Origin of the sequence: Natribacillus halophilus (assembly GCF_900100185.1) — a bacterium.
Taxonomy (GTDB): Bacteria; Bacillota; Bacilli; order Bacillales; family Marinococcaceae; genus Natribacillus; species Natribacillus halophilus.
The window spans coordinates 1-13,522 of record NZ_FNEN01000032.1 but is presented as its reverse complement, the minus strand read 5'-3'; the positions used below and the strand labels follow the sequence as shown (position 1 = coordinate 13,522).

Here is a 13,522-nt window from a genome sequence, read left to right as displayed (position 1 = left end):
AGCTTACGGGGCTGAAAAGCGCCGACACCGGCAGCTATGATGATCGTTCGTGAGTAATGGACGTCTTTATCCGTTTCAATTCGAAATGTCTCGTCGTTCAGCTTATTGACCGTTTCTACAGATTGATCAAGGACAACGGTTTGTTCGAACATTTGCATCTGCTCAACCAACTCGTTGACAAGGTCTTGAGCGCGAACTTTCGGAAAGCCCGCCACATCGTATATATACTTCTCGGGATAAAGAGCAGAAAGTTGCCCGCCCAGCTGGGGCATGCTTTCGATAATCTTCACTTTTGCCTGGCGCATTCCCCCGTAGAAAGCGGTAAACAATCCTGCAGGTCCCCCGCCGATAATCGTTATATCGTAAATTTCCATGAAATGCTCATCCACTAATCTACACCTCCCATCATAGTTTTCTGTGCACGAGTCAAATAAATCACATCTTGAACGTTATTCTGCATCTTGCAAATCCTCAATAGAATCAATATCCATATAACCCGGTACAACAAAACCTTGTTGAGCGCCCTCCAAATTCGGACCCAGGTCGACGATCTCATCTTCAAATTGTTCATAATAGGAAGCTGCACCCACAGGAAGCCAAGCGATCAACATACCATCAACGTCTCCATCGGCCAGGGATTGAAATGCTACACCCATCTCAACCGTTGTCAACTCGACATCGTAGCCCAATTCTTCAAGAACAAGCGCAACGACATTCGTTGATGCAGTTTCTGTTTCCCAATTAACATAGGCCAGCTCGATGGTCTCATTTTCAACGGGTTCGATATCTTCTAACCAAGCGTCAACTTCATCCCGATTGCTTTCAATCCATTCTGCAGCTGCTTCGCGGAATTCTACATCGTCTTCTCTAGCTTGCAACATCACCTCATTCATGTCTTCTATTTCCCAATGAAAATTATCCAACAGTTGATAGGCGGAATCATCTTCATCCTCAAGACCTTCTCTGACCATTGTATGGATATTTTCAGATTGACCCATGGCTTCTTGTGGATCCTCTAAAAATTCCAAGTCGTATTCATTAAACGCCCAGTGTGGCTCCCAGAAGGTAACAACGATAGGCTCTTGATTTCCAATTGCTTCCTCTAATTCCGCTACCATTGCTGCTTCTGAACTTGACCTTAGATTAATGTCTAAGTCGTAGGTATCCATTGTCCTTTCGGCCATATCCATCGTTCCCGACCCCGGATCTATGCCAACAATTTCTTCAATCTCATTTGCATTATTAGTTTCTTCATTTTCTTCCTCAGCTGGTGATCCCTCGACTCCGCAAGCTGTAAGTGCAGCTAACATTCCAAGGGATACAAATCCATACACTAAACGGTTTTTACTCATTAAATGCCACTCCCTGTTTTATATGTCCACATTTAAAAAAGCGGATCGAATCCGCATTTAAAATTCTCTCATTTGTACATAATGATGTTCCCATCTGCTACGCTCAATTCTTCTACACTCAGTTTATATTCACGAAGTTTTTGACGCTCATTGGCAAGCATGCGGCCGTGATCTTTAATATTGAATTCTCTTCCATGCCATGGACAGCGTAGAATATTTCCTTCGTTTTTGTAATTGTAGGTTCCAATTTGATCTGTTGCTTCTGGCGCTCCACATAATTTGCCTTTACTCAAAGGTGCCCCTTGATGAGGACAAATATTAGTGAATGCATGAAATTCGCCATCGGATGCACGACAGATCACAACAGGTCTTCCATCAAATTCAGCCTCCATCATTTCACCGGGAGCGAGATCATCCGTGTGAGCGACCACTTTTTCCATTAAGTTCTCCCTCCTTTTCTACCGAAGTTTTGGGTAAAATTGACGCGCATTCTCGGAAAAGAGTTTTTTCTTTAAGTCTTCATCGAGGCGTGGAGGCAGTGCACGTTCAGGATTATCATAATCCCAGTGGGGATAATCGGTCGAAAAAGAGATAATCTGATCGCTGCCCATTTGCTCAATGATTTGCATAAACTCCCACTTTTTCAGTTCTTCCAAGGGCTGGGTTGTAAAGCATAAATGATTCCTGATCGTATCACTAGGCATTTGCTTAACCCAAGGGACTTCATGACGCAAGTCTGTATACTGTTGATCCATTTTTCGCATTAGAAAGGGAACATACGTAAAACCGCCCTCAATCATCATGAGTTTCAAGTTAGGAAACTTTTCAAACACACCTGAAAAAATCATATTCGTTACTTGGTTCATATGGGAGGTAGGGATTAACGTATGCCATTCGATAAAATATTTCGGCCACTTTCCATAATAAAGAGGTGGTTCATTATGGTGCATACCAATCATCAACTGATGTTTTTCTGCTGCTTCATAAATGGGATGGTAGAAAGGATCGCCCCAAAGTATGTCATCAATAGGCAGAAGGATCTGAACCATTTTAGGGTGATCCCCCACTCTTTCAATTTCTTGAACAGCTGCTGCAGGATCCTGTGCGGCGATATGCACAGAACCATATAGACGTGAATCTTTTTCAAGCCAGTGCTCAATTTGCCAATCATTATAAGCGCTAGCAAGGGCGGTTGCCATTTCATACCATCCATGCATCGATGATGGAGAAGGATCAAGTGCCCCGGTAAGAATTCCATGCTCGTGCCCGTGGCTATCAAGCAGTTGCTCTTGCATGAACCCAAGATCGGAACCCGCAGGACGTCCATCAGGCACCTGAGCGTCTGCACGATTGACCCCCGCGACTGCTGGCTGCGTATACGGCATGTGTTTTTCTTGCATCCAGTGGCAATCAGTGATGTAACGACGCCACGGTTGTTCTAAATAAGGTAGAAGTTGTTCATAACTGACACGTTCATGAATATCGGTGTCTATAAGACTCATAAAACTTACACACCCTTTCTTTTGTTTAGCATCAATATCTTATCATTGAGTATTTAGCAAGAACAAATGTACTGAGAGGTTGAAAATCGAAATAAGCGTAAGCAGTGAAGTTCAGTGAATGTCAGTGAGCTTCAGTGACAAAATTTCATTTTTATAGCCCATAATACGTCAATGCCCTGAGCTTCTTATATTAATATCTGCGTAATATAAAGCGTGGCAACTAGGGCAATAATAATCCATAAAAGAGAAAAGAAATAAATCATAATATAGGATGAATAAAAGGTTTGTTTTCGGATTTGTTTCTCTTTTTTAAAATAACTGATGGTTGCCAAAATGATCGTTACAATTCCCAAAAAGCCTGTAGAAATCCCTAAAATCATAATCAGGAGATTTTCAGATATCCCCATCGATAAATGTAGACTGGTGACTAAAAACCCAACACCCAAAATAGCGGCGGCGGTACGTACCCATGCCAAGTAGGTACGTTCATTGGCCAAATGTTGCTGTGCATACTTTAATTGATTCTCATCTTTTCTCTTATCCATGTTATAGTAGCTACTTTCATTTTCGTTTCTCATACGAATAATCCTCTTCAAAATTTAATCAGGGTCTTTAAATGTAGAAAAAACACATCCTTTCTTCTCTCTACTTCAATAAATTATCATGGAGTGTTATATAGTCACAAATCTACTGAGAGATAGATAGACGAATTTAGCACATGCAGTGAAGCTCAGTGAATAACAGTGAGCTTCAGTGATAAAATTTCATTTTTGGTCCTGAGTGTGACGAACTGGAGAAAGTGAACAGCAATTTATAGCAATTATTTGCCATGATCTTATTTAATTTGTTAATCTCAGTGGTTTATTTCAGACTTTGAACACCTCGAATTTTTTCATTTCACGAGACATTCCGTAACAATCATATGATGAAAGATCATCGTATGCAGGAGGCAGACATGGACACCTTCCTGGAATTATTTCGTGAAATGGGCATGCTCTATATCATTTTTATCGTTGGTTGGGTCGCTATGAAGACAGGGCTTCTTCCCGAAACAAGCCGGGGTGTCTTCACGAAGTTGTTGCTGTATGTAACATTACCATGTTTGATTGTGACATCCTTGCACGTCCCGTTTGAAACAGACCGTAGTGCAGGGGTCTTGACAATGCTGATGTTTTCCGCTTATTTTCTCATAAGTACAGCCTTTATTGGCAAATGGACTGCTTGGTGGATGAAACTTCCCCAGGAACGATCCGCCGTTTATGAGAATTTGATATTGTTTGGAAACCAAGGATATATCGGCATTGCCATCGTTCTTCAGCTTTTTGGTCAGAATGGGTTATTTTTTGCCATGGTATTCAACATGATCTATTTCATCATGATTTGGACGTACGGCATTGCGGTGATGCAGCGAGGGAAGCCGCGTACTGAAAGAAAGTCACTTTGGGTGAATCCCGGGTTTATCGCAACAACCATTGGGCTTGTCTTCTTTTTTCTTCCGATATCATTACCGCAAACCTTATTTGGAGCCCTCGAAAGCATTGGTGAAATGACGATTCCGCTTTCCATGCTTTTGATTGGTTGTTTGATTGCTTCTGTTCGTTTGAATGATTTAAAAGGGTCTCTGTGCAGTCCATTACTGTGGATGACTGTGAGTGCCCGTCTATTCATTCTTCCTTTTTTGTTGTTTCTTCCGTTTGTTTTCACGTCCATTCCTTTTGAATGGCTCACCATTGCTGTGCTCATATCCGCAACACCGAGTGCCCCGACGATTAGTTTATATGCCGAGAATTACGGGGGCGATACAGCTTTTGCATCCGTTGCCGTATTCACGTCTACGCTTGTAGCGACGTTGACGTTACCTTTACTTTTTGGGATTTTTCATGTCTTATATTGATCTACTAACCTTGTCATTATAAGATGGCAAGGTTTTGTTTTGGTATGGAAGTGATTTTTAGCACTTGACTTGACATTGATAATCATTTTCAATTAGGATTATATAAAATAATTAATGCTTGTTGTTCCACCAGTGAAGAACAATGTAGAAGGAGATGAAAATGACAAAAACAATAGTTGTCTGTATGCTTTTTCTTGTGCTGGCTTCTTGTGGAAATGAACAATCTCATCAAAGCACAGATGAAGCTGAGCGTACCGTCAATGTTGGGGGAGAAGATTTTCAAGTTCCCAATGACCCGGAACGGATTGTAACTGACTTTTATGCCGGTGAATTGCTCACTGTTGATGCCAATGTCGTAGGGGCTGGGTCGATCGCTTTTGATAACCCATTTCTCGAAGAGGAACTTGCAGGAGTTGAAGATATCGGAGAGCCTCCAAACGTGGAAAAAATTTTGGAGTTGGATCCGGACTTAATTGTGGCCATGTATGATGACAATATTGATCAGTTAGAGCAAATTGCCCCTACAGTACATATTCCATATAACACAGCGACTAATGTTGAAGATATGACGGAAATGTTTGGAGACATTGTAGGAGCAGAGGAAGAAGCACAGGCTTTCTTGAATGACTATCACAATCGCGCTGACGAGGCTAGAGAGGAAATCGAAGATCTCGTGCCTACGGATGCAACCTTTGGTCTTTACGAAATTACGAATGACAATGAACTCTATGTTTTTGGGGAGAATTTCGGGCGTGGCGGTCAAGTATTATATGACGCTTTGGATTTAGATGCCCCTGACATTATTGAAGATGAAGTCATGGATGAAGAAGATGTGCTTATGCTTTCTCAAGAAGTGGTTCCTGAATATGCGGCGGATTATATGTTTTTGACGAGCTATGACCCGGAAAACCAACATGATGCTAAAGATGAACTAGAAGAATCCTCCGTATGGCAAGGGTTAGATGCCGTACAACAAGAACGTTATCGTCTCAATGATTATGATACCTTTTATCCTTACGATCCCATTTCCGTTTACCATCAGATTGATTTATTTGTGGACATGATTAGGGAGATGGAAGCCGAGGGTTAAATGAGAAAGAAGGATAGGCGCTAAATGGTGAATAAGATCCCTTTGACGTCGAAACAGGTTCGCGCAAAACCAATGGTTGTTATTATTATGGTGGTCGGCATGTTGCTCTTAGTTTGTGCTAGTGTCATATCGATTTCATTAGGGGCGGCAAGTATCACACCCGCGGCGGTGTGGCAGGCCATTGTCGACTATGATAACTCGTTCACAGACCACCAGATTATCCGTGAAATACGCCTCCCCAGAGTGGTCGGGGCTGTTCTTATAGGGAGCTTTCTGGCCGTTTCAGGCGCATTGATGCAAGGGATGACGAGGAATCCCCTTGCAGAACCTTCCATTATTGGCATTACGGATGGCGCAGCCTTAGCACTCGCGATTATGTTTGCATTCTTCCCTGCTGTGTCTTATACCGGTTCTTTATTTGCGGCTTTTATCGGGGCTGGCGCTGGGACAGCACTTGTTTTTCTTGTCGGTTCATTGGCAAAGGGGGGACTGACTCCTGCTAAACTTGCGTTAGCAGGGGTCACCATTGCTGCCTTTTTAAGCGCGATATCTTCAGGGATTGCCATCTATTTTGATGTTGCCCAAGATTTAAGTTTTTGGTTTGCTGGTGGCCTGGCCAATATCGATTGGCAACGCATCCAACTAATGCTTCCCATTGTGATAATTGGGATGCTCATAGCTCTATGGCTAGCTCGGTCGATCACCATCTTAAGTTTGGGAAAAGATGTTGCCCAAGGTTTGGGGCAACGCACAGGTATGGTTCGAACCATGGGCATAATAGCCGTGATGCTCATGACAGGGGCTGCTGTTGCCGTTGCCGGAACCATTGGTTTCATTGGCTTAGTCATTCCCCATATCACTCGTGCCTTGGTCGGCCTTGATTACCGTTATATTGTGCCGTGTTCGGCTATTCTTGGCAGTTTGCTATTGGTCGTTGCAGATATCCTCGCTCGCCTTGTCAATGCGCCTTATGAAACACCGGTGGGCGCGATTACGGCCTTGGTCGGCGTCCCCTTCTTCCTTTATCTCGCTCGCAGAGAAGGGAGGGGCATCTGAATGAAAAGAACCGTATGGATCTATATGGCTATTGTGGTACTGATCTTTGCTGTTTTTCTCTTAAGTCTACAAATGGGAACGATGTCGATCGCCCCTCTTGATGTTTGGCGAACATTAATGGGGGATGGAACCGAACAGCATACCCTTGTTTTATTCGAATTTCGATTGCCGAGAATGGTGATTGCTTTGCTCGTGGGGGCGGGATTAGCGGTTTCAGGGGCGATTTTGCAAAGCTTATCTCGTAACGAATTGGCCGATCCGGGCATCCTGGGTATCAACGCGGGGGCTGGTTTGGCTGTTGTGCTCTTTATTTACTTTTTCCAAGGGTCATACACGTCGTTAGGCGAGACGATTTTTGCCCTTCCACTTTTCGCGTTTGTCGGCGCAATCACGGCAGCATTTCTTATCTATACACTTGCTTGGAAAAAGGGCGTAACGCCCATTAGGCTAGTTCTCGTCGGCATTGGCTTAAATGCAGGATTTACAGCGATTCTCATCGTTTTTCAATTGCGGATGAATCCTGAAGATTTTATGCAAGCGACGGTTTGGCTAAACGGGGATATCTGGGGAACGAGTTGGAGCCATACACTCGCTGTTTTGCCATGGATGCTTCTATTCATTCCCCTCGTTATCGCACAGGCGAGAACCTTAAATGTGATGCGATTAGGGGATCCGTCGGCGGTTTCGTTAGGGGTCAAGGTGGAGCGTAACCGCCGGCGTTTGCTTATATTAGCTGTTATGTTAGCGGGGGCATCAGTGTCTGTTGGAGGAGCTATATCATTCCTCGGGCTTGTGGCTCCCCACATTGCTCGACGTCTTGTCGGTCCGCGCCATCAGGTTATGGTTCCAACAGCTGCCATGGTTGGGGCGTTCATTCTGCTGTTCGCGGATATGGTCGGCCGCAATCTTCTATCCCCGTCAGAAATACCTGTTGGCATTGTTGTAGCTGTTATTGGTGCTCCGTATTTTCTGTATTTACTCATGAAAACCCCATAGTGAGGTGAAATAATGACACGTCTGGAAGCCAATCATCTTTCGATCCGTTATGAAAAAGAAGCCATCGTCGATGATTTGACGATACACATTCCGGAAGGGAAAATCACAACTATCATTGGCCCGAACGGTTGCGGGAAATCGACCATTTTAAAGACGTTAGCCCGTGTGATGAAGGCTTCAAACGGGGCTGTCTATTTAGATGGGAAGTCGATTCATACCCAACCGACGAAACAGATTGCGCAAAAGATGGCGGTACTGCCGCAAGCGCCTGAAGCACCGAGTGGTTTAAAAGTAAGGGAACTCGTGGCTTACGGAAGACACCCCCATCAAAAAGGATTCGCAACACTACGCAAACAAGATCACGACATCATTGCTCTTGCGCTCGAACAGACCGGTTTGAAAGCTTTAGCTGAACGATCTTTAGAGACCCTTTCCGGCGGACAACGCCAACGGGTATGGATTGCCATGGCGCTTGCCCAGCAAACGGACTTGTTGCTGCTTGATGAACCCACGACGTATTTGGATCTTGCTCATCAACTGGAAGTGTTGCAAGTCTTACAGCATTTAAATGAACAACAAGGGCGCACGATCGTTTTAGTCGTTCATGATATCAATCATGCTGCTCGTTTTGCTGATCATATGGTGGCGTTACGCGAAGGAGCGATCGTGCAAGCAGGGGCGCCCGAGGAGGTCATGTGTGCCCAAGTCTTACGTGATGTCTTCCACATTCATGCGGATGTTGTTTCTGACCCGAGAAGTGGGAAGCCGGTTTGTTTAAGTTATGATTTGTTAAAACATACCGATACCCGAGAATCGCAAAACGTTTACCCGTTAGGGGGGAAGTATGGTGCAGGATAACACATGTTATGACGTTACGATTATCGGCGGAGGACCGGCAGGCTTATATGCCGCCTTTTACAGTGGGATGCGCGATTTGAAGACGAAAGTGATCGAACACGAAAAAGAGCTTGGTGGAAAAATAAATGTGTACAAGGAGAAAACCATTTGGGATGTTGGCGGGTTACCACCAACAAATGGTTCTCAACTCATTTCACAGCTTATTGACCAATCCTCAACGTTCCGCCCGACAATTGCGCTGGGTGAGCAGGTCGTAGACATACAGAGAATGAATAATGGTCTTTTTCATATTACAACGAACAAAAACCGTAACCATTATTCGAAAACCATTATTTTGGCCACAGGTTATGGGATCTTACGACAGGCCAAGTTGAACATAGAGGGAGCTGAGGTATTTGAAACGTCCAATCTTCACTATACCGTAACGAATCTGGAACAATTTCGACAGAAACATGTCGTGATTTCGGGTGGAGGAAATTCGGCTGTTGATTGGGCCAATGAGTTAGAACCGATGGCCAAAAGCGTCACGGTTGTTCATCGGCGTGATCAATTTGGAGGTCATGAGACATTTGTGGCGAGGATGCGACAATCTTCGGTTGATATTCTTACCCCCTATGCCATTGACGACGTCAAAGCAAGTCCAGATGGTTGTTGTATTGAACAAGTGACATTGAAGCATTGTGAAAATGAACAGTGTCATTTTCAAGAGACAGATGCGGTTATTGTTAATCATGGTTATCAGCCAGACTTGAGTTTTCTTGACCATCATCCTCTGGGTTTACAAGTGGAAGAACGTCGGTTGCGTACCTCCCCTCAAATGGAAACATCAGCTTCCGGGATCTTTGCAGCAGGAGATATCTCGAATCATTCAAGTAGTATTCCACTGATTGCGGGAGCCTTTACGGAGGCTGGATTAGCCGTCAATGCCGCAAAGCTTTATATCCATCCTAATGCCGCCCGTTATGCGCGCGTCTCGTCTCATAATGATCGATTTAAAACAACAACAGTCTAAATCAAGAAGAAGTTCTCTGATTGAAACAAGTTAATGAAGGTTTTGAAGAATGGCTGGTTTGCTCAATCGCCAAAATAGACAAATATTCTCCGACCGTTGCCGCCTCACCAAGAGGAGCGTAAATCGGTAAAAATTTTATGTCCAGAATGGAGATGATGCTTGGTGAGTGTTAATGCTTTAGATATGATCATGGCTGTTGAGGAACAAGCGAATAAACTTCGTCATACGGCTACCGGTGAACGTTATATCTATCTTCATGCGATTAATGCAGTGATGAGTGAGCAACGAAAAACGATGGACTATGATCAGGCTGATTATATGGAAAGTTTTCTCTTTCGAAAATTTAGGATTGAATGCTGATGCATCAAACGAAGGAATTGGGGGTAAACGTGTGCTGTCATTTCTTAGAGGTTTTGGGCGATCCGGAAAACCGGGAAATGGTTACGAGTATGATCAAATGGCCGAAGATATTTGGGCCATTGTCTGACAGATTAACTTAGACCTTCCAATTCTTTAATTTTCCCCTCTAGCTTTTTAATTTTTCCCGATTGTTGAAAAGCAAGGGCAAAAGCGGCGCCGGACAAACCTAAAGCACTCCATACTGCCCACTCCATCTTTCATCCCCCCATTTCATTTTCACAAGTTCTTTTTAACAATATGGGCCGTTAAAGGCAAAGGTGGCACTATTCTTATTCCAGTATAGCGACTCGATAACGGCAATCCTTGTACAGCAAGTTTTACACCCTAAGTTCATCGTTCATCGTGTTATTCTTCATTTAATGCCATCGCTTCTTTAATGAGCAAGGTGAAGGTTTCTGGATGAATTGCGTCCATCTTTTTTATTTTTATATGTCTCATTGTTTTTCCTGTACCCTGCAATAATTTATTTGTATCTTTTTCCTGGAGTTCATTTCCTTTATGAAAACCAAGATTAACGTGTTTTTTGGAAGTTTGCAGATAACAAACTAAACCATTATATGAATAATTGGGCATAGACCATTTAAAATCTTCTATAAGTTCTGGCGAAGATTTCAGAATGATTTCCCTTAAAGCAACTGTAATGTCTTGAATATCATTCGGCAAATTCGAAATAAACTGGTCAACCTCTTCAACTTTTCTATTCTTATTAACCATAAAATTTCTCCTTTTAACAATGGGTTCTTTTCATTTTTTATGAAGTACCAGAAACAATCCAATTTGACTATAAACGATATTGTTATGGTGTTTTTGATATTCTCCGCTTCCATCAAATGGTATAACTTTTATTCCACTAAAGCACCTCGATTGCGGCATAAGATTGACTACCGCAGATATCCTCCGTTATTTATATCAAACGTTGCTCCTGTATAATGCTTTGATTTATCCGATAAAAGGAAGGTTAGGGTGTCAGCTACATCTTGTGGTGTCACAGGCGTATTAATGAGTTGATGACTTAAATATTCCTCTTTCCTCCAATCAGGTATTGATCCCATCATGTCAGTGCTAACCATCGTAGGAGCAACCGCATTAACTCTGATCATTGGTGAAAAGTTCATTGCACAGCTTTTGGTTAAACCCAATATTGCGGCTTTAGAGGATCCATATATGGCATCTGAACTTCCTTCCATTCCAGAAACTGAAGTCATATTAACAATGACTCCCTTACGCTGCTTGCTGAACATTAACCTTGCGAATCGTTGGGAGAAATAAATATAGCCTTTAACATTTATATCTAAAACATCATCCATTTCGTCAACTGGATAATCTAAGGGGTCCACCTTAATTCGCCAGTTTCTTGGTCACCTCTTGGCAGAGCTTAAAACACCGTATTACCTTCTTGGTATTTCACGGCAAGTACGTGCTTATCTTGGATTAACAACACTCTACTTACTGTTCAAATCAACTTAAGCACGCCCCTATCCCCCAATTATTAAATCCGCTTTCGTTTTGAACGTGCGGGCAGAATGTTAATCACATCAATAGCTTCATCATTTTCATAAACTGCATAAAAAATCAAATAATTTAACATCCGATGGCGACTTAAATTGATTGATGAGTTGAATAACAGAGCCATCCGTGACTCGTCTACGGATTTGGGTTTCCAAGCGGTCATGCGGAATCGTGTCAAAGTAACTTTGCAGATCCGCATCAATGACATACTCATAGCCCTCTCGGAGGTGTTTGCTTACCTGATCAAGCGCCATATGAGCGCTGATATTTGGGCGAAATCCGTAACTGCACGACAGGAAGTCTTCCTCAAAGATCGGTTCGAGAATGTTTCGGATCGCCGCTTGAACCACTCGGTCCTCCACGGTAGGAATCCCTAGCGGACGCTTCTTTCCATTCTCTTTCTCAATGGTTTTCCGGCGGACAGGTTTTGGATGATAGTCCTTCGTTTTCAGCTTTTGGTGGAGCACTTCTAGATTGTCCTCCAGCTCTGCCTCATAGTCTCCAATCGTTACCTTGTCTACGCCGGGCGCCCCTCACGGTTTGCACAGTCATCCCGCTCGCGTGCCAACATGGGCCCCAATATGGGTTTCAGCTCTGTTCAGGGATTTGCCTTCAGATCCTCCGCACGATACCTCGCGGTCATCGCACTATCTGTTAGCTAATGCTTACCGGCTGTCTGCGAAAAATACCCTTTGGAATCATCTTATCCAAAGGGTTAAACTTCGCAACTAATTTTTATTATTCTTCAAGTGTACCAACAGTTGGTAAGTCTTCCAATACATCAGTCCCATGTGGAGCTTCTTCAATTTCTTCTGTGTGGTCATCACCAGCCTCTAATCCACCAGCGGGGTCGTGCACTCCATCTTCCCATTCTTCAACATCTGTAACGTCGTAAACGACTCCATCAACCGCTACATAAGCTTCGTTTCCATCTTGCCCATCATATTCTCCAAGTTCTTCCAATGTAAACTCTTGATCTTCTTCAGTTTCATCTCCTTCATCCGTTACTTCTTCTCCGCCACAAGCAGCAAGTAGCATGACTGAGCTACCAAGAACCATTAATAATTTATTCACAGAAAACCCACTCCTTAAATCAAATAGATACTAATGGTTTCTCTATACACATAATATAACATTTCGAATTTGATCCTAAATAGACATGTCATCACATGTCATAGATTTGTCAGCTTGAATGCAAATGAGAATTTATATTTATAAGTGATACATAAAAAACTGCATCTCCTAAATAGTTGAAATAAACACTGATAGGTTACAATATAAAGGATTGTTCAACTATCTGGCCTTATTCTTTAGGAGAGCGATTCCCTGTTATTCTAGAATTGCGCTCTTGAAGAATTCTTCCTTCAAAATGGAGCAAACTTTAGTATTACGAAGCTGAAGGGATAGTAGACCATTGGTTAAACTACGGATTTTAACCGTATGATCACTTTTGTGCCGCCTCCCGGAGTACTTTCAACATTAATTTTTCCATCGTGGAGGTTGATAATCTTTTTCACGATCGCGAGTCCCAGTCCTGTACTCCCTTTTCCAGGGGTGCGTGCCTGATCTCCCTTATAGAAACGGTCAAAAATTCTCTCAACCTCTGAGGGTTCCATGCCAATGCCGCTATCTTCAACACCAACGTTGATTAAATGGCCTTCTCTTTGGATGGTGATCACGATGTCACCACCATTATCACTGAATTTGATGGCGTTCGTCACTAGATTCGTCCATACTTGATAAAGAAGATTCGCATCTCCAAGGACATGTTCTGCTTTGCCTTCAATCTCAATGTATAACGCCTTTTCCTGCCATTCAAAGCGAAGTGTTTGG

The 13,522-nt window shown here is 43.1% G+C and carries 17 protein-coding genes and 1 pseudogene; 7 read left to right on the top strand and 11 right to left on the bottom strand.

All coding sequences use genetic code 11. The features are described 5' to 3' along the window. From BLS58_RS16700 to BLS58_RS16680, 5 genes are all read right to left on the bottom strand, one after another. Window positions 1-374: NAD(P)/FAD-dependent oxidoreductase (locus BLS58_RS16700; protein WP_143018955.1), on the bottom strand; the 374-nt coding region annotated here is incomplete at its 3' end. A gap of 75 nt (window positions 375-449) precedes the next feature. Continuing rightward, on the bottom strand, window positions 450-1,352 hold the full coding sequence (locus tag BLS58_RS16695; protein WP_090400229.1) for a glycine betaine ABC transporter substrate-binding protein: 903 nt from the start codon (window positions 1,350-1,352) through the stop codon (window positions 450-452). Window positions 1,353-1,420: 68 nt separating this feature from the next. Then, the gene (locus BLS58_RS16690) at window positions 1,421-1,792 is read right to left on the bottom strand and encodes a Rieske (2Fe-2S) protein (RefSeq protein WP_090400227.1); all 372 of its coding nucleotides are present in this window, start codon (window positions 1,790-1,792) and stop codon (window positions 1,421-1,423) included. 18 nt (window positions 1,793-1,810) lie between these two features. After that, window positions 1,811-2,854, bottom strand: a complete 1,044-nt coding sequence (locus BLS58_RS16685) for an amidohydrolase family protein (RefSeq protein WP_090400225.1) — start codon at window positions 2,852-2,854, stop codon at window positions 1,811-1,813. A gap of 185 nt (window positions 2,855-3,039) precedes the next feature. Further along, window positions 3,040-3,432 (bottom strand): YidH family protein, encoded by a 393-nt coding sequence (locus tag BLS58_RS16680; protein WP_245723232.1) that lies wholly within the window; start codon window positions 3,430-3,432, stop codon window positions 3,040-3,042. Window positions 3,433-3,809: 377 nt separating this feature from the next. Here BLS58_RS16680 and BLS58_RS16675 point away from each other — a divergent pair, with 377 nt between their 5' ends. The 7 genes from BLS58_RS16675 to BLS58_RS16645 all read left to right on the top strand — a co-directional run bounded on the left by BLS58_RS16675 (window position 3,810) and on the right by BLS58_RS16645 (window position 10,120). Further along, window positions 3,810-4,748 carry an AEC family transporter gene (locus BLS58_RS16675; protein ID WP_218126283.1) on the top strand — a complete coding sequence of 313 codons (939 nt, stop codon included), beginning with the start codon at window positions 3,810-3,812 and terminating at the stop codon, window positions 4,746-4,748. A gap of 154 nt (window positions 4,749-4,902) precedes the next feature. Further along, window positions 4,903-5,838: an iron-hydroxamate ABC transporter substrate-binding protein gene (locus BLS58_RS16670; protein WP_090400221.1), complete on the top strand. Its 936-nt coding sequence runs from the start codon at window positions 4,903-4,905 to the stop codon at window positions 5,836-5,838. Window positions 5,839-5,862: 24 nt separating this feature from the next. Then, window positions 5,863-6,894 carry a FecCD family ABC transporter permease gene (locus BLS58_RS16665; protein WP_090400218.1) on the top strand — a complete coding sequence of 344 codons (1,032 nt, stop codon included), beginning with the start codon at window positions 5,863-5,865 and terminating at the stop codon, window positions 6,892-6,894. Then, complete coding sequence (locus BLS58_RS16660; RefSeq protein WP_090400216.1) at window positions 6,895-7,890, top strand: FecCD family ABC transporter permease; 996 nt, start codon at window positions 6,895-6,897, stop codon at window positions 7,888-7,890. It begins immediately after the preceding gene. 12 nt (window positions 7,891-7,902) lie between these two features. Then, on the top strand, window positions 7,903-8,748 hold the full coding sequence (locus BLS58_RS16655) for an ABC transporter ATP-binding protein (protein WP_090400215.1): 846 nt from the start codon (window positions 7,903-7,905) through the stop codon (window positions 8,746-8,748). Beyond that, window positions 8,735-9,760: an NAD(P)/FAD-dependent oxidoreductase gene (locus BLS58_RS16650; protein WP_090400213.1), complete on the top strand. Its 1,026-nt coding sequence runs from the start codon at window positions 8,735-8,737 to the stop codon at window positions 9,758-9,760. The genes BLS58_RS16655 and BLS58_RS16650 overlap by 14 nt, the downstream gene beginning before the upstream one ends. A 162-nt stretch (window positions 9,761-9,922) precedes the next feature. Beyond that, window positions 9,923-10,120 carry a hypothetical protein gene (locus tag BLS58_RS16645; RefSeq protein WP_143018954.1) on the top strand — a complete coding sequence of 66 codons (198 nt, stop codon included), beginning with the start codon at window positions 9,923-9,925 and terminating at the stop codon, window positions 10,118-10,120. A 131-nt stretch (window positions 10,121-10,251) separates the two neighbouring features. Here BLS58_RS16645 and BLS58_RS18235 read toward each other — a convergent pair whose 3' ends face one another. The 6 genes and pseudogenes from BLS58_RS18235 to BLS58_RS16620 all read right to left on the bottom strand — a co-directional run. Next, window positions 10,252-10,374 carry a hypothetical protein gene (locus BLS58_RS18235; protein ID WP_281241025.1) on the bottom strand — a complete coding sequence of 41 codons (123 nt, stop codon included), beginning with the start codon at window positions 10,372-10,374 and terminating at the stop codon, window positions 10,252-10,254. Window positions 10,375-10,525: 151 nt separating this feature from the next. Continuing rightward, the gene (locus BLS58_RS16640) at window positions 10,526-10,894 is read right to left on the bottom strand and encodes a DUF1801 domain-containing protein (RefSeq protein WP_090400209.1); all 369 of its coding nucleotides are present in this window, start codon (window positions 10,892-10,894) and stop codon (window positions 10,526-10,528) included. 167 nt (window positions 10,895-11,061) lie between these two features. After that, window positions 11,062-11,508 (bottom strand): annotated as a pseudogene (locus BLS58_RS16635) (SDR family NAD(P)-dependent oxidoreductase); the annotation flags it as partial. Window positions 11,509-11,733: 225 nt separating this feature from the next. Then, the gene (locus BLS58_RS16630; protein WP_245723230.1) at window positions 11,734-12,156 is read right to left on the bottom strand and encodes a reverse transcriptase domain-containing protein; all 423 of its coding nucleotides are present in this window, start codon (window positions 12,154-12,156) and stop codon (window positions 11,734-11,736) included. Between the two features lie 271 nt (window positions 12,157-12,427). Then, on the bottom strand, window positions 12,428-12,763 hold the full coding sequence (locus BLS58_RS16625) for a cytochrome b5 domain-containing protein (RefSeq protein ID WP_245723229.1): 336 nt from the start codon (window positions 12,761-12,763) through the stop codon (window positions 12,428-12,430). A gap of 344 nt (window positions 12,764-13,107) precedes the next feature. Further along, the coding region (locus BLS58_RS16620; protein WP_143018953.1) for a sensor histidine kinase at window positions 13,108-13,522 on the bottom strand (415 nt) is incomplete at its 5' end.